This window comes from Streptomyces sp. NPDC002580, from assembly GCF_042889485.1.
In the GTDB taxonomy this organism is placed as follows: domain Bacteria; phylum Actinomycetota; class Actinomycetes; order Streptomycetales; family Streptomycetaceae; genus Streptomyces.
In genome coordinates, this window is the sequence record NZ_JBIAQZ010000008.1 from 305480 (window position 1) to 321455 (window position 15976).

The 15976-nt window shown below is 72.2% G+C and carries 14 protein-coding genes and 1 riboswitch; of the genes, 10 read left to right on the forward strand and 4 right to left on the reverse strand.

The genetic code is table 11. From position 1 onward, the window contains the following. Positions 1–11: 11 nt before the first annotated feature. From ACFYW7_RS25170 to meaB, 3 genes are read left to right on the forward strand one after another with little or no spacing between them, the layout of a single operon-like run. Positions 12–1820 (forward strand): methylmalonyl-CoA mutase family protein, encoded by a 1809-nt coding sequence (locus ACFYW7_RS25170; protein WP_389506072.1) that lies wholly within the window; start codon positions 12–14, stop codon positions 1818–1820. Then, positions 1820–3991: a methylmalonyl-CoA mutase gene (gene scpA, locus ACFYW7_RS25175; protein WP_389506074.1), complete on the forward strand. Its 2172-nt coding sequence runs from the start codon at positions 1820–1822 to the stop codon at positions 3989–3991. Before ACFYW7_RS25170 ends, scpA begins: the two co-directional genes overlap by 1 nt. Beyond that, positions 3988–4971 carry a methylmalonyl Co-A mutase-associated GTPase MeaB gene (gene meaB / locus ACFYW7_RS25180; protein ID WP_389506076.1) on the forward strand — a complete coding sequence of 328 codons (984 nt, stop codon included), beginning with the start codon at positions 3988–3990 and terminating at the stop codon, positions 4969–4971. The genes scpA and meaB overlap by 4 nt, the downstream gene beginning before the upstream one ends. A gap of 170 nt (positions 4972–5141) precedes the next feature. Here meaB and ACFYW7_RS25185 read toward each other — a convergent pair whose 3' ends face one another. The 4 genes from ACFYW7_RS25185 to ACFYW7_RS25200 all read right to left on the reverse strand — a co-directional run bounded on the left by ACFYW7_RS25185 (position 5142) and on the right by ACFYW7_RS25200 (position 8407). Beyond that, positions 5142–5900 carry a CbtA family protein gene (locus ACFYW7_RS25185; RefSeq protein ID WP_389506078.1) on the reverse strand — a complete coding sequence of 253 codons (759 nt, stop codon included), beginning with the start codon at positions 5898–5900 and terminating at the stop codon, positions 5142–5144. Positions 5901–5921: 21 nt separating this feature from the next. Next, positions 5922–6143 carry a CbtB-domain containing protein gene (locus ACFYW7_RS25190; RefSeq protein ID WP_389506080.1) on the reverse strand — a complete coding sequence of 74 codons (222 nt, stop codon included), beginning with the start codon at positions 6141–6143 and terminating at the stop codon, positions 5922–5924. Positions 6144–6183: 40 nt separating this feature from the next. Then, positions 6184–6329, reverse strand: a riboswitch (cobalamin riboswitch). A 255-nt stretch (positions 6330–6584) separates the two neighbouring features. After that, positions 6585–7646 carry an enoyl-CoA hydratase/isomerase family protein gene (locus tag ACFYW7_RS25195; protein WP_389506082.1) on the reverse strand — a complete coding sequence of 354 codons (1062 nt, stop codon included), beginning with the start codon at positions 7644–7646 and terminating at the stop codon, positions 6585–6587. A 251-nt stretch (positions 7647–7897) separates the two neighbouring features. Further along, the gene (locus ACFYW7_RS25200; protein ID WP_389506084.1) at positions 7898–8407 is read right to left on the reverse strand and encodes a cupin domain-containing protein; all 510 of its coding nucleotides are present in this window, start codon (positions 8405–8407) and stop codon (positions 7898–7900) included. A gap of 138 nt (positions 8408–8545) precedes the next feature. On the opposite strand from ACFYW7_RS25200, the gene ACFYW7_RS25205 reads away from it, so the two are divergent. The 7 genes from ACFYW7_RS25205 (at position 8546) to ACFYW7_RS25235 (ending at position 15939) form a co-directional block, all read left to right on the forward strand. Further along, positions 8546–8980 carry an RrF2 family transcriptional regulator gene (locus ACFYW7_RS25205; protein ID WP_389506086.1) on the forward strand — a complete coding sequence of 145 codons (435 nt, stop codon included), beginning with the start codon at positions 8546–8548 and terminating at the stop codon, positions 8978–8980. Beyond that, positions 8977–9921 (forward strand): DsbA family protein, encoded by a 945-nt coding sequence (locus ACFYW7_RS25210; protein WP_389506088.1) that lies wholly within the window; start codon positions 8977–8979, stop codon positions 9919–9921. Before ACFYW7_RS25205 ends, ACFYW7_RS25210 begins: the two co-directional genes overlap by 4 nt. Positions 9922–10517: 596 nt before the next feature. Next, positions 10518–12089, forward strand: a complete 1572-nt coding sequence (locus ACFYW7_RS25215) for an ABC transporter substrate-binding protein (protein ID WP_389506090.1) — start codon at positions 10518–10520, stop codon at positions 12087–12089. A gap of 31 nt (positions 12090–12120) precedes the next feature. Then, positions 12121–13149 carry an ABC transporter permease gene (locus tag ACFYW7_RS25220; protein WP_389506092.1) on the forward strand — a complete coding sequence of 343 codons (1029 nt, stop codon included), beginning with the start codon at positions 12121–12123 and terminating at the stop codon, positions 13147–13149. A 2-nt stretch (positions 13150–13151) separates the two neighbouring features. Next, the gene (locus tag ACFYW7_RS25225) at positions 13152–14039 is read left to right on the forward strand and encodes an ABC transporter permease (RefSeq protein ID WP_389506094.1); all 888 of its coding nucleotides are present in this window, start codon (positions 13152–13154) and stop codon (positions 14037–14039) included. Beyond that, on the forward strand, positions 14039–14968 hold the full coding sequence (locus ACFYW7_RS25230; RefSeq protein ID WP_389506096.1) for an ABC transporter ATP-binding protein: 930 nt from the start codon (positions 14039–14041) through the stop codon (positions 14966–14968). Before ACFYW7_RS25225 ends, ACFYW7_RS25230 begins: the two co-directional genes overlap by 1 nt. Before the next feature lie 134 nt (positions 14969–15102). Then, entirely contained in the window at positions 15103–15939 is an 837-nt protein-coding gene (locus tag ACFYW7_RS25235; RefSeq protein ID WP_389506461.1) for an ABC transporter ATP-binding protein, read from the forward strand. The last annotated feature ends 37 nt before the right edge of the window (positions 15940–15976 follow it).

Sequence of the window (15976 nt, forward strand, 5' to 3'; positions counted from 1 at the left end):
AGCATCCGAGCATGACAGTCCTGCCCAACGACGGGCTCGCGCTGGCCGCCGAGTTCCCTTCCGCGACCCATGACCAGTGGCAGCTCCTGGTAGAAGGCGTGCTGCGCAAATCGGGCAAGGAGGTCTCGAGCGCGACAGCCGAGGCCGCGCTGTCCACCTCACTGGAGGACGGGCTCGCCACCAGGCCCCTGTACACCGCGCACGACACGGCCGCCGATCCCGGCTTCCCCGGATTCGCCCCCTTCGTCCGGGCCGGCCGGCCCGAGGGCAACACCGCCGGCGGCTGGGACGTACGCCAACGGCACACGGCCGCCGACAACTCCCTGGTGCTCGGGGACCTCGAGAACGGCGTCACCTCGCTGTGGCTCGTCGTCGGCGAGGGCGGCATTCCCCTCTCCTCGCTCGAAGGGGTCCTCGAGGGCGTCCTCCTCGACCTGGCGCCCGTCGTCCTCGACGCGGGACGTGACGTCGAGTCGGCGGCCCGGGAACTGCTGCGGCTGTACGAGGACCGGGGCGTCGCGCCGAGTGCCGCGCGCGGCAGCCTCGGCGCCGACCCGCTCGGCCACGAGGCCCGTACGGGAACCGCGATGGACTTCGCCACGGTGCTCCCGCTCGCCCTGCGCTGTGCCGAGGAGTACCCGGGGCTGCGGGCGCTGACCGTGGACGCGCTGCCGTACCACGAGGCCGGCGGCTCGGCCGCCCAGGAGCTCGGCGCCTCCCTGGCGACCGGGGTCGCCTATCTGCGGGAGCTGACCGAGGCCGGGCTCTCCGTCGAACAGGCCCTCGCCCAGATCGAGTTCCGCTACGCGGCGACCGCCGACCAGTTCCTGACGATCGCCAAGTTCCGGGCGGCGCGCAGGCTGTGGGCGCGGGTCGCCGAGGCGAGCGGGGCACCGAACGCGGGTGGGCAGGTCCAGCACGCGGTGACCTCGCCGGTGATGATGTCGCGCCGCGACCCGTGGGTGAACATGCTGCGCACGACCGTCGCCACACTGGCGGCCGGGGTCGGCGGCGCCGACGCGGTCACCGTCCTCCCGTTCGACGACGCGCTCGGCCTGCCGGACGCCTTCGCGCGGCGCATCGCCCGCAACACCTCCACGATCCTCATCGAGGAGTCGCACCTGTCCCGGGTGATCGACCCGGCGGGCGGCTCCTGGTACGTGGAGAAGCTGACCGACGAACTCGCCCACGCGGGCTGGGAGTTCTTCCAGGAGATCGAGCGGACCGGTGGCCAGGCGGCCGCGCTGCGCTCGGGCCGCCTCGGCGAGGACCTGGCGAAGACCTGGGCGGCGCGCTCCGTGAAGCTCGCGAAGCGGCGCGAACCGATCACCGGCGTGAGCGAGTTCCCGCATCTCGCCGAGCGCCCGGTCGAGCGCGTGCCCGCTCCCGCCGCGCCGTCCGGCGGCCTGCCGCGGGTACGGCGTGACGAGGCGTACGAGGCGCTGCGGGCCCGCTCCGACGCGCATCTCGCCGCCACCGGGGCCCGGCCCCGTGTCTACCTGGCCACGATCGGCCCCGCCGCCGCGCACACCGCCCGGTCGACCTTCGTCGCGAACCTGTTCCAGGCCGGCGGCATCGAACCCGTCACGGACGGCACCTTCGAGGACAGCGGCGCCACCGAGGCCTGTCTGTGCTCCAGTGACGCGCTGTACGAGGAGCAGGCGGCGAGCACGGCCGAGGCCCTCGCCGCGGCCGGTGCCCGGCACGTCTTCCTGGCCGGCCGTCCCGGGGAGTACCCCGGGGTGGACGCCTACGTCTTTGCGGGCTGCGACGCCGTCGCGGTCCTCTCCGCCACCCTCGACCGCATGGGAGTGTCCTGATGGGAATCCCCGACTTCTCCGGAATCGAACTGGGGACGCCCACCGCCGAAGGCAGCGCCGACGAGTGGAGCGCCGCCGCGGCGAAGGCCACCGGCGGCGAGACGTTCTGGGAGACCCCGGAGGGCATCGCGGTCAAGCCGCTGTACACCGGCCGTGACGTGGAGGGCCTGGACTTCCTCGAGACGTACCCGGGCGTGGCGCCGTATCTGCGCGGTCCGTACCCGACGATGTACGTCAACCAGCCCTGGACGATCCGCCAGTACGCGGGTTTCTCCACGGCCGAGGAGTCCAACGCCTTCTACCGCCGCAACCTCGCGGCGGGCCAGAAGGGCCTGTCGATCGCCTTCGACCTGCCCACGCACCGGGGTTACGACAGCGACCACCCGCGGGTGACGGGCGACGTCGGCATGGCGGGCGTGGCCATCGACTCCATCTACGACATGCGTCAGCTCTTCGACGGCATCCCGCTGGACAAGATGACCGTGTCGATGACGATGAACGGCGCCGTGCTGCCCGTCCTCGCGCTGTACATCGTGGCGGCCGAGGAACAGGGCGTACCGCCGGAGAAGCTGGCCGGAACCATTCAGAACGACATTCTGAAGGAGTTCATGGTCCGCAACACCTACATCTATCCGCCGAAGCCGTCGATGCGGATCATCTCCGACATCTTCGCGTACACCTCGCAGCGGATGCCGCGCTACAACTCCATCTCCATCTCCGGGTACCACATCCAGGAGGCGGGCGCGACGGCCGACCTGGAGCTGGCGTACACGCTCGCGGACGGTGTCGAGTACATCCGGGCGGGCCGGGAGGCGGGCCTGGACGTGGACGCGTTCGCGCCGCGGCTCTCGTTCTTCTGGGCGATCGGCATGAACTTCTTCATGGAGGTCGCCAAGCTGCGGGCGGCGCGCCTGCTGTGGGCGAAGATGGTAAAGCAGTTCGACCCGCAGAACGCCAAGTCGCTCTCCCTGCGCACCCATTCGCAGACGTCCGGCTGGTCGCTGACCGCCCAGGACGTGTTCAACAACGTGACGCGTACGTGCGTGGAGGCCATGGCCGCCACCCAGGGCCACACCCAGTCGCTGCACACCAACGCCCTGGACGAGGCCCTCGCCCTGCCCACCGACTTCTCCGCGCGGATCGCCCGCAACACGCAGCTGCTGATCCAGCAGGAGTCCGGTACGACCCGGGTCATCGACCCGTGGGGCGGCAGCGCCTACGTCGAGAAGCTGACGTACGACCTCGCCCGCCGGGCCTGGCAGCACATCGAGGAGGTCGAGGCCGCGGGCGGCATGGCGCAGGCCATCGACGCCGGCATCCCGAAGCTCCGGATCGAGGAGGCGGCGGCCCGTACCCAGGCCCGCATCGACTCCGGCCGCCAGCCGGTCATCGGCGTCAACAAGTACCGCGTGGAGACCGACGAGAAGATCGACGTCCTCAAGGTCGACAACTCCTCCGTGCGCACCCAGCAGATCGAGAAGCTGCGGCGGCTGCGGGCCGAGCGCGACGACCGGGCCGTCCAGGACGCGCTGGAGGACCTGACGCGGGCGGCCGCCGGTGAGGGCAACCTGCTGGAACTGGCGGTCCGCGCGGCCCGCGCGATGGCCACCGTCGGGGAGATCTCCGACGCCCTGGAGAAGGTGTACGGGCGCCACGCGGGCCAGATCCGTACGATCTCCGGCGTGTACCGCAACGAGGCAGGGGAGTCGCCGTCCGTGGACCGCACCCGCACCCTGGTGGACGCGTTCGAGGAGGCCGAGGGCCGTCGCCCGCGCATCCTGGTCGCGAAGATGGGCCAGGACGGTCACGACCGCGGCCAGAAGGTGATCGCGACCGCGTTCGCCGACCTCGGCTTCGACGTCGACGTCGGCCCGCTGTTCCAGACGCCGGGCGAGGTCGCCCGCCAGGCCGTGGAGGCGGACGTGCACATCGTGGGCGTCTCCTCGCTGGCCGCCGGGCACCTCACCCTCGTCCCCGCGCTGCGCGAGGAGCTGGCGGCGGAGGGCCGCGAGGACATCATGGTCGTGGTCGGCGGGGTGATCCCGCCGCAGGACGTGCCGACGCTGCTGGAGATGGGCGCGGCCGCCGTGTTCCCACCCGGGACGGTGATCCCGGACGCGGCGTACGACCTCGTCGAGCGGCTCTCTGCCGGTCTCGGGCACGACCTGTGATCGAACTCGACACCTATGTCAAGGGTGTGCTCGACGGGAAGCGGGCGCTGGTCGCCCGTGCCATCACGCTCGTCGAGTCCACCCGGCCCCAGCACCGGGCGCTGGCGCAGGAGTTGCTGACCGAGCTGCTCCCGCACAGCGGCAAGGCGCGGCGGATCGGCATCAGCGGGGTGCCGGGGGTGGGCAAGTCGACGTTCATCGACGCCTTCGGCACCATGCTGACCCAGCTCGGGTTCCGGGTCGCGGTGCTCGCCGTCGATCCGTCGTCCAGCCGGACGGGCGGTTCGATCCTCGGCGACAAGACCCGGATGGAGCGACTGGCCGTCGATCCGGCCGCGTTCATCCGCCCCTCCCCCACCGCCGGCACGCTCGGCGGGGTGGCGAAGGCGACCCGCGAGTCGATCGTGGTGATGGAGGCGGCCGGCTACGACGTGGTGCTGGTGGAGACGGTCGGGGTCGGCCAGTCCGAGACGGCCGTCGCCAACATGGTGGACTCGTTCCTGCTGTTGACGCTGGCCCGCACCGGAGACCAGTTGCAGGGCATCAAGAAGGGTGTCCTGGAGCTGGCCGACGTGATCGCCGTCAACAAGGCGGACGGCCCGCACGAGCGCGACGCGCAGTCGGCGGCGCGTGAACTGGCGGGCGCCCTGCGGCTGATGCACGGCAAGGACGCGGTGTGGACGCCGCCCGTGCTGAGTTGCAGCGCCCGGGAGTCGTCGGGTCTGGACACCGTCTGGGAGCGTCTGGAACAGCACCGCACCCTGCTCGACTCGACCGGCCGCCTCGCCGACAAACGCCGTGACCAGCAGGTCGACTGGACCTGGACGATGGTCCGCGACGAACTCCTCGGCCGGCTGCACTCCGACCAGGCGGTACGGGCGCTCGCCCCCGACCTCGAACGGCAGGTGCGGGAGGGCGGGTTGACGGCGACGCTCGCCGCGGAACGCATTCTGAAGGCGTTCGGCCGCGAAGCGCCCTGAGCCACGCGGGGGCGGATGACCCACCGGTCCCGCGCCCGTCGCCCCAAGGCCTCGCGGTATCCGCCACGACCCGGCCGCCTGGGCACCGAAACGCGGAAGGGCCCCTCGGAGGATTCCGAGGAGCCCTTCTCCGTACCGGAGGCACGTCCGAAAACGCACGTCCCGAAGGATCAGCGCGCGGCCGGGACCGATCGTCCGGCCGCGACCGCGGCGGGCCTGGGGTTCAGCACGCGTTCGGCCAACTCGCCGAAGACGAGGCCGAATCCGCCCCACAGGACCGTCTGGATGGCCAGGGCGGAGAGCCGGAACCGCCACAGCACGGTGGCCGGGAAGTCACCTGGCACCTCGTTGATCGCGGGCAGGAACTCGTAGGCCAGGCCGATCACGACCACGAAGGCCGCCACGGCGGCGACCGTCGCGTACCAGGTGCCCACCGTCGGCGCGAGGCGCTTGCCGAGGACGGTGGCGCCGATCGCCAGGAGCACACCGAGGACCATCATCAGGAAGTACAGGGTGGTCCGCTTGCCGATGGTCTCGTGGTCACCGACGGCCGGCGGGTTGGCCGGGTACTTCAGGAACGGCACGACGTAGACGGCGATCAGTGCGGTCCCCGACAGCAGCAGCGCGGTCGCGCGGGGGCCGAGGCGGCCCACGCGGCCGAGCGCGAAGCAGTAGGCGAGCGCGGCGATGCCGCCGAAGGCGATGCCGTAGAGCAGGACACCGGTCGCGAGTCCGGCGGTGGACTGGAGACTGCGGGAGACGAGTTCGACCTCGTGCTCGTGCCCGGAGGCCTGGGCCTCCTCGAAGGCGATCGCGCTGTCCACGCTCGGTTCACCGAGGAAGTAGGCGACGACCAGGGCGAGTACACCGGCCGCGAGACCGGCGAGCATGCCTCGCACGAGCAGGTTTCTTACCGTTGCGGAGTTCATGGGTGAGTGCTGTCCCTCGCGTCAGTGGCAGGGGAAACCGAGCAGGTGGCGGGCGTCGTGCACCCATTCGTGGACGTCCTCGCCCGAGACGACGGAGGTGGCGCCCTGTTCGGCGCCGACGAAGTACAGCAGGACCAGCATCAGGATGCCGAAGAAGACCGCCCAGGGGGCGATCGCGCCGATCGGCAGCTTGGCCGGAAGGGCGGGGGTGGTGGCGGTCGGCGGAGCGACGGTCTGCGCCATGGCAGGACCTCCTCGGGAGTTCGCGTCCCATCTCGGTGGTGCACAGGATGACGCCTACGGGTCTGACTCACGCGGCGCCCAGCATGGCTGGGCGTCCCGTTCACAGTGGCGCGACCGTGCCGGATTTCCACCGGCTTCCGTCTTGACGTCATCAATATCGGACCGACCGTACCGCCTGGCGAGTTCACCGCCAAGACCGCGCCGTCCGCCGTGATCTTCCTCTCGTCCCAGGTGACGGGTCTCCTGGGACGGGGTGGGTCACCCGCGCCCCGGCGGGCGACCCGGCTGTCGGGCCTGCCGAGTTCGGTACGCGTCCCTCACAACTCACTTACAGCTGAAGGCAGTTCGGAACGAACTCCGAGGGGCCCCCGGCCGCCGCGGGGCGGCCGGGGCCGTGGGCGCGAGCGTCCCGCCCGGCCGCCCGCGTCAGCGCGGTGCCGGTCACGCGAGCCCGAGTTCGCCCTCTCCCAAGGAGACGAAGAAGCGTTCGACGTCGGCGTCGGTGACCTCGGCGAGGGTGGCCGGGGACCAGTGCGGGTCGCGGTCCTTGTCGATGATCTGGGCCCGGACGCCCTCCACGAGGTCGGGGGCGGACAGGGCCGCGCAGGAGACCCGGAACTCCTGGTCCAGGACGGGCTCCAGCCGGCCGAGCCGCCGGGCGCGGCGCAGGGCGGCCAGCGTGACCTTCAGCGCGGTGGGCGAGTTGCCGAGGAGGATCTCGGCGGTCTCCTTGGCCGCCGGGTCACCGACCGCGAACAGGCGTCGCAGGATCTCCTCCACCGTGTCGGCGGAGTAGCAGGCGTCGATCCACTCCCGCCGGTCGGCCAGTTCGGCCGGGGGCGCCGCCCGCGCGTGGCGGGCGAGAGCCTCCCGTACGGGTCTGTCGGCCAGGTCGGCGACGAACTCCCGGAGCGACGCGGAGGGCAGGTAGTGGTCGGCGAGGCCGCACAGCAGGGCGTCGGCCGCGCCGATCGAGGCGCCCGTGAGGGCGAGGTGGGTGCCCAGCTCGCCCGGGGCGAGGGCGAGCAGGTGGGTGCCGCCGACATCGGGGACGAAGCCGATCCCGGTCTCGGGCATGGCGATCCTCGACCGCTCGGTGACGACCCGGACGCCGCCGTGCGCGGAGACACCGACGCCGCCGCCCATGACGATGCCGTCCATGACGGCCACGTACGGCTTGGGATAGCGGGCGATGCGGGCGTTGAGGTGGTACTCGTCGCGCCAGAAGGCGGCGGAGGCGGTGCCGTCCCCGTCGCGCGCGTCGTCGTGGACGACGCGGATGTCGCCGCCCGCGCACAGCCCGCGCTCGCCGGCGCCGGTGATGACCACGGTCTCGACGGCCGGGTCGTGTTCCCAGGCGGCGAGCGCCCGGTCGATCCGGCGCACCATCGCGTGGTTCAGCGCGTTCAGCGCCCTCGGCCGGTTGAGGATGATGTGGGCGGCGCGTCCTTCGGTGCGCAGCAGGACGGGTTCCTCGGCGCCGTGTGCCCCGGTGCCGTTCATCCGAACGCCTCCGTCAGGGCGCGGGCCACGATGACGCGCATGTCTCGTCGGTTCCTTCCGGGGTCCGGTGCGTTCGCCGGTCACGGCGGTCTTCTCGCTACGGTACCCACCGGCCGTCGCGGCTCCCGCGCGGGTGCGGGAAGCGCGGGGCGCTCGACTCCGGGTCATGACGGGCGGCCCATCGGGGCGAGGGGAACGCGTGCTGGAGAACACGTCGACCGGGGTGCGCGTCGACCCGGCGGCCGGTTCCTTCAGGCTCCGTCCCCGGGCCGGAGCACGTACAGCTGCGGCAGGTTGACCACGATCGCCTCCTGTGTGCTGCGGGCGATGACGACGACGGCCTCTTCGGCGGGGTCCGGGTTCTCCTCGCGGTGCGGCACGAACGGGGGCACGAAGATGTAGTCACCGGGGGAGGTGCGCAGGCGTACTTCCTCGGGCTCGGCCCCCGAGTCGTCGAGGAAGACGAACTCGGGATGTCCGCTCACCACGTAGATGGCGGTCTCGGACGCCCCGTGGTGGTGGTCGGAGGAGGAGGTGGAGGGGGCGACGTGGGTCTGGCCCATCCACAGCTTCTCGGAGCCGACGGTGGCCCCGCTGACGGCGGCGAACCTGCGCATGCCGCCGGTCTGCGCCGTCCCGCCGTCGAGGGCGTCGGCACGGACGTGGTGCAGGCGGGTGCGCAGGGGTGATGCCGACTGCCCTGCGGCGTCCTGGAGATGGGGGTGGAAACCTTCGCCGGGGGTGGTCAACGACTCGCTCATGACAGGGACGCTAGAGCGGCCCGGAAAAGGATGTCAAGAGGTGTCCATTGCCCTTCACCTGCGGCAATGTTCCCGCAATGTTCGTGGGGAACCCGTGGAAACCGTCTTGGCGGACACCGTGTCGGGCATCATGTGCGCATGCATATCTCCGCGAAGGCGGACTACGCCACGCGGGCCCTGCTGGAACTCGCCCGCGAACCGGCCCGCCCGCTCACCTGCGAGGCCATCGCCTCCTCGCAGCAGATCCCGTTCCGGTTCCTCAAGTCCGTGGTGGGCGAACTGCGCAGAGCCGGCCTGGTGCGCAGCCAGCGCGGCTGCGAGGGCGGCTACTGGCTCGGCCGGCCCGCCGAAGAGATCTCCCTGCTCGACGTCCTGCGCGCCATGGACGGCGAACTGATCACCCTGCGGAGTGAGCCGCTGGCCGGGCTCGACTATCCGGGCCCCGCCTCCGGACTGCCTGGACTGTGGCGCCGTATCGAGGCGGAGGCGGCGGCGGTTCTGGGCGGCACCACGCTGTCCACCCTGCTGCCCGCCGAGGCGGACGGACCGCGGGCCCGGAAGGGAGCCGCGTGACGGCCCCGCCGACACCGCCGGCCCCGGACGCGGTGGAGGTGGAGGTGGAGGTGGAGGTGGTGGAGTACACCGATCCGCTGTGTCCGTGGGCCTGGGGCTCGGAGCCGGTGTTCCGCCGGCTCCGCGCCGGACTGGCGGGCCGGGTCCACTGGCGCCGCGCGTACTGCGTGCTCTTCGACCACGACGACGACCCGCCGCCGGACCCGGCGGCGGAGACCGCCTGGTACGCGCGGTACGTCGAGGACATCAGCGCCCACACGCGGGCGCCACGGGCACCGCGGCTGAGCCGGGTCGCGGCGAGTTCGTGGCCCGCGTCCCTGGTCGCCAAGGCCGCCGAGCGGCAGGGCGACGTGGTGGCCGATCGGGTGCTGCGACGACTGCGGGAGAGCGTCTTCGTCCTCGGAGAGCCGGCGGACACCGCCGCGCTCGCGGAGTCGGCGGTACGGGGCGTGCCCGGCCTGGACCTCGACCGGCTCCGCGCCGACGCGGCTTCGGCGGCCGTGCTGGAGGCGGTGCGCGCCGACCGCGCCGAGGCACGCCGGCCGGTCCGCGAGGTGCTGTCGGCGGGCGGCGCCTCACCTCATCCCGGAACCCTCAAGGAGACCGCCGACGGCGGGTACCGCTACGCGCTGCCGACCCTGCTGGTCCGCGCTCCCACCGGGTGCCGTGTCGTGCCCGGCTGGCGGCCGTACGAGGAGTACGTGGCGGCGTTCGACGCGGTGAGACCCTCACTGGCGGCGGACGCCGTGCGGGCGGCCCCCTCGGAGGCGCTCGCCCGGTACCGCAGCCTGACCGACCCGGAGCGCGCCGTGCTGACCGACGGCCCCTGGCCCCCCGCCGGGGCCGTCCGGGTCGGGACGGGCAACGGCCCCGTGTGGCTGCACCCGGACGAGGCCGCGGAACACCCGGCCGGGGGCCGCGACGCGACCGCCGCGCCCTGACGGGTTTCTGACCAGCGGTCAGGGCGCGGCCGGCGGTCGGCTCTCCCGCCTTTCCCCGAAGGGCAGCTGACCGGTGGTCAGGTCCGTCCCGACCAATGAGACACCAATTGGTGTCCATTGACAGCCGCCGAGACGCGGCCCCAGGATGTGCAGCATGCTCACGACGCACCCCGGCGTGGTGTGCCGCTACGTGGACCTGCGGCGCACCTGCAGCGCTCTCTGTCGCTGACCGCCCGCCAACCGCGGCCCCCCGGCGCCTGACGCCGTCCCCGCCGGCACCGGCCTCCCGCCGTCTCGCCGCCCGGACCCGTCACAGCGCGCCGCTCCCCCGGCGCTTCGCCGCACACGCCCCCTCGGCGTTCCGTGACGTCCGCCCCTCAGCGTTCCCTCCTCACCGCTCCCTCCGTCTTCCGGCCGTCCCCGCGACGATCCGCCGACGCCACATGCCCTGAACGCGGCATGCCCCCGTGTGCGCCGAAGCGCGCTCAGGCATGCCCGTTCCCGGGCCGTGCGACGCCGGCCGGCGGGGTGTGCCGCCCTCGCTCCCCCTCCCGCCGCCCCGGCGCGGGGCGGAGCCTTCCCGAAAGCAGAAGCAGATGTCCGCACGTGTCACGCCCCGCGTCCCCGCCGCCCTCCGATCCGCCGCACGGCCCGGCCGGCTGCGCGCCGCCGCCCTCGGGACCGCCCTCGTCTCCGTGCTCGTCCCCGCCCTCGGCGCCTGCGGCGGTGAGGCCTCGTCGGCCTCCGGCGGCGCCGCGCTGAAGTGGACCTCTTCCTACTTCCCCACGCACTGGGACCCGGTGGTGAGCGGCAGCGGCGCCCAGTTCCGTGAACTCGCCCTCGTGTACGCCTCGTTGACCCGGACCGATGAGAAGGGGAAGGCGGTTCCGGATCTCGCCAAGAGCTGGGAGTACAACAACAAGGGTGATGTGATCACCTTCCACCTGCGCCCCCACCTGAAGTTCAGCGACGGCGCGCCAGTCGACGGCGCCGCGGTGAAGGCCGCGATCGAACGGGCCAAGAAGCAGAAGAACTCGGCGCTCTTCGGCGACCTGACGTCGATCGAGTCGGTGGAGGCGAAGGGCCTCGACGCGGTGATCCACCTCAGCCAGGTCGACTACCAGATCCCCCAGTTGCTCGGCGAGCGCGTCCTGCAGATCGCCAGCCCCAAGGCGGCCGCCTCCCCCGGCGAGCTGGACCAGAACCCGGTCGGCGCGGGCCCGTTCACCGTCACCCAGCTCGTCCCGGGCACCAAGGCCGTCCTGAAGAAGAACCCGGACTACTGGGACGCCGAGAACATCCACATCGACAACGTCGAACTGACCTCCGCCCCGGACGCCTCCACCGTCGTGTCCGGCCTCCAGACCGGTGTCTACAACTTCGCCGACATCGCGCCCAGTCAGGCCGACGCGGCCAAGAAGGCCGGACTCGACGTCTTCGTGCAGCCCGGCTTCAACGCGGCCAACATCAGCCTCAACACTAACAAGGCGCCCTTCGACGACGACAGGGTCGTCGACGCGGTCCGCCACGCGGTCGACCGTCAGGAGTTCGTCGACAAACTGACCTTCGGCTACGGCTCGGTGACCGACCAGCCGTTCCCCAAGGGGTACGTGGCCTACGACCCCGAGTCGGAGAACGCCTACGCCTACGACCCGGCGAAGGCCAAGAAGCTGCTGCGGGAGGCCGGTCACAAGGCGGGCGACATCAAGCTCGATCTGGTCATCCCGGCCGAGGACCCCCAAGCCGAGATCGTCCAGGCGCAGTTGGCGAAGGTCGGCATCACCGTCACCATCAAGATCGACAAGAACTGGGCCACGCCGTTCTTCGCCAAGGACCTGAAGTTCTCGCTGTACGGGACGACGGGGCGTGACTCCGCGGCGCAGACCCTCACCGCGCACTTCGGCCCGGACGGCCCGCTCAACCTCAGTTCGCCCTACGCGCCGGCCGGTTTCGAGGCGGCCATCGCCAAGGTCCGCCGGACCCCGCTGGACTCGCCCGACTACACCGAGGTCCTCCGGGCGGCGACCCGGGCCGGGCTGAAGAGCAGGGCGCTCGTCTTCACGTACGCCTCGCCCAACCTCATCGCCAAGAGCAGGTCCGTGTCCGCCCTGCCGAAGAACCCCGCCCACCTCGACTGGACCGGCGTGACCATCGCCGGCGGCAACTGACACCCCGTCCATCACAGAGAGGGGGCAACCCATGACGACGACGGAGGCACCGGCCGCACCCGACGTCCGTCTCCCGGCCGCCGCGGCCCGGACACGGAACGCGCTGGGCCGCGTCCTGACCACCCTCGCCCGCACGGTGGCGATCTTCGTGCCCGTGTTCCTGGTCGCGACGTTCGTGACGTTCGCTCTGCGGTCGCTGAGCGGGCTCAGTCCGGCGCGCATCCAGCTGGGCGAGGAAGCCACTCCCGAGGCGATCGCCCGCGTCGAGGCCCACTGGGGCCTCGACCGGCCCTTCCTCGTCCAGTACGGGGACTGGTTCGGCGGCGTCCTGCACGGCCGGCTCGGCACGAGCTGGACCAACGGCGCCGACATCTCCACGCTGATCGGCCTCGGCCTGGGCGTGAGCCTGTCGGTGGCGACCTTCGCGCTGCTCATCGGCGTGGTCGTGGGGTTCGCCCTCGGCACGGTCGCGGCACTGCGCCGCACCACCTGGATCGACCGCGCGATCACCGGCTTCGTGACGGTGGTCTCGGTCATGCCGGCCTTCGTCGTCGGGATCGTGCTGGTCGCGGTGTTCGGGGTGGGACTCCATCTCTTCCCGTCCGCCGGATACGTCCCGGCGGCGCAGGGGATCGGGCCCTGGCTCGCCCACATCACCCTTCCGGCCGTCGCGCTGAGCTTCGACGTCGTCGCCGACGTCGCCCGGCAACTGCGCACGAGTCTGGTCGCGGCCTACGGCGAGAACTACGTGACGGGCGCGGTGGTCCGCGGACTGAGTCCGCGCAGGATCTTCTTCGGCCATGTGCTGCGCAACGGCCTCGGGCCCGCGCTCGCCACCCTCGGCCTGAAGTTCCCCGCCCTGGTCGGCGCCTCCGTCGTCACCGAGTGGATCTTCGGGCTCCAAGGGTTCGGGCGGTTCGCCAACGACTCGGCGCAGGCCGGTGACGTACCGGCGGTGCAGGGCGTCCTGGTGGTGTCGATCGTCCTGGTCGTCGCCTTCAACCTGATCGTCAACCTGGTGCTGGCGCGCGTGACGCCGGCCGCTCAGCGGGGGGTGTGACCATGGTCCGCCGCGTACTCTCCCTCACCTCCGGCCGGATCGCCGTGGCCGTCCTCGTCGCGATCGCCCTGCTCGCCCTGCTCGGTCCGCTGCTCGCCCCGCAGGATCCCCTGGCCACCAGCGACCACACGCTGGCCGCCTCCTCCGGAGCCCACTGGCTGGGCACCGACCACCTGGGCCGTGACGTGCTCAGCCGCCTCCTCGACGGCTCCCGCGTCAGCGTCCTCGGCTCGCTGGAGGTGGCGCTCACGGCCCTGGCCGTCGGAGCCGTACCCGGCATCCTGTCGGTCTACCTGGGCCGGGTCTTCGAATGGGTCACCCTCCGGCTCACCGACACCCTGGTCGCCCTTCCGTTCCTGCTGTTCGCCGTCGCCGTGATCGCCCTGCTCGGCAACGGTCTCGGCCAGGCGATGCTGGTCACCGGCGTGCTCGTGTCGCCGCTGTTCTACCGCGTGGCCCGCGCCGCCACCCTGGCCGTGGCCCGCTCGCCGTACGTGGAGGCGGCGATCGTCTCCGGTGCCTCCGTCGGCCGGATCGTACGCCGTCACGTCTGGACCAAGGTGCTCCCGCCGATCGCGGTCGCGCTCGCCCAGACCATCGGCGTCGGCTTCGTCATCGTGTCGAGCCTGACCTTCCTCGGGATCGGGGTCCAGCCTCCCGCGCCCACCTGGGGCGGCCTGCTCGCCTCGGACCTGGGCTACCTCAGCCACCGCCCGTGGGCCCCGCTCGCCCCCGCCCTGCTGATCATGGTCACCGTCTGGGCCTGCAACCTCCTCGCCGACGCGATCCGCGACGTCTCCGGCGAAGCGGGCCGGGCACTGGCCAACGACCGCAAGGCCCGTGCCAACCGTCGCGGCGAGGCCGCCCCCGCTCCCGCAGGAGGTGTGTGATGACCACCCTGTCCGACCGACTCCTCACCGAGACCGGGGAGATCACCGAGCCCCCAGAGATCACCGGAACCAGGGAGATCACCGGGACCGGCACCGGCCACCCGGCCGGTCCGCAGGCACCGGTGCTGGCCGTGCGCGACGTACGGATCAGCGACCGGGCCGGCGGCCGGGAGATCGTGCACGGCGTGAGCTTCTCGCTCACCCCCGGCCGGACCGTCGGCATCGTCGGCGAGTCCGGCAGCGGGAAGACCCTCACCTGCCGGGCCACGCTCGGGATCCTGCCCGCCCACTTCGAGATCGACGGCGGTTCGGTCGAGATCGACGGCGTCGACATCGCCGGCCTGTCGCCCGCGGAGTGGACGGCCCTGCGGGGCAGCACCATCAGCGCGGTCTTCCAGGATCCGGCGTCCTATCTCAATCCCTCGATCCGCGTCGGCGTCCAGATCGCCGAGGTCGTCCGGGTCAAGCAGGGGCTGAAGCGGCGCGCGGCACACCGCCGGGCGATCGAACTGCTGCGCGCGGTCCATCTGCGGGACCCGGAACTGGTCCACGGCCAGTACCCCCACGAGCTGTCCGGCGGCATGCTCCAGCGGGTGCTGATCGCCGCGGCGATCGCCGCGGGCCCGCGGATCCTCATCGCCGACGAGGCCACCACCGCGCTCGACGTCACCGTCCAGGCCGAGATCCTCGACCTGCTGGCCGACCTTCGCGAGCGGACCGGGCTCGCCCTCGTCGTGGTCTCCCACGACCTGGCCGTCGTCGCCCAGTTGTGCGACGAGGTGCTCGTCATGCGGCAGGGCGAGGTCGTCGAACAGGGCCCGACCGATGACGTGCTCCACCGTCCGCGGCACGAGTACACCCGCCTGCTCATCGCCGAACACGAGCAGTACGGCCTGGACAGGTTCCTCACGCCCGAGGAGGACGCGTGAACGACGACACCGTGACACCCGATCACGCAGCCACCGATGACCTGACGACCGAGGACGCCGTGACCACCGATGACGTGCGCCACGAGGGTGCGCCCGACAGCCCCGTGACCGTCGATCAGGACCGGGCGCCCGACATCGCCGGGAGGTCCGCGAGCCCCGTCCTGGAGATCAGGGACCTCGACGTCCACTACGGACCGCGCCGACGACGCCGGCGCGCCCTGCACAGCGTCTCCCTGAGCCTCGCGCCGGGCGAGACCGTCGGCGTCATCGGCGAGACGGGCTCGGGCAAGTCCACCCTGGCGCGGGCAGTTCTCGGCCTGGTGCGCGCCTCGGCCGGGTCCGTCGTCGTCGACGGCGAGGACGTCAGCGCCTACGGCGCCCGCCAGTGGCGGACGCTGCGCCGCCGCGGCGTGATCCAGTACGTCTTCCAGGACCCGCTGCGCAGCCTCGACCCGGACCTCACCGTCGAGGCCTCCCTGGCCGAGCCGCTGCTCGTCAGGGGTGTCGCCCGCGACGACGCGGCACGCCGGGTCCGCGCGTTCCTCGCCCGGGTGCGCCTCTCCGAGGACCTGCTCGACCGGCTGCCCGGCGAACTCTCCGGCGGCCAGCGCCAACGCGTCTCCGTGGCAAGGGCGTTGGTCACCGAACCGCGTCTCGTCATCCTCGACGAGCCGGTGAGCGCCCTCGACTCCGCCAATCGCGTCCAGATCCTGCGGATCCTCAAGGAGCTCCGCGACGACGGCGTCGCCCTTGTCTTCATCTCCCACGACCTCGGTTCCGTCGCCGGGATCGCCGACCGGATCGCCGTGCTGTACCAGGGCGAACTGGTCGAGGCCGGTGCCGCCCGGGACGTCATCACCCGGCCGCGGCACCCCTACACACGCCTGCTCGTCCGTTCGGCGCCCACCCTGCACTCCGCGTCGGCCGACCGCGCCGAGCGCGAGGCCCTGCGCGCCCTCCTCCACGCCTGAGCACACACCCCACCGCCCGCCCGAACGCATCCCCGAA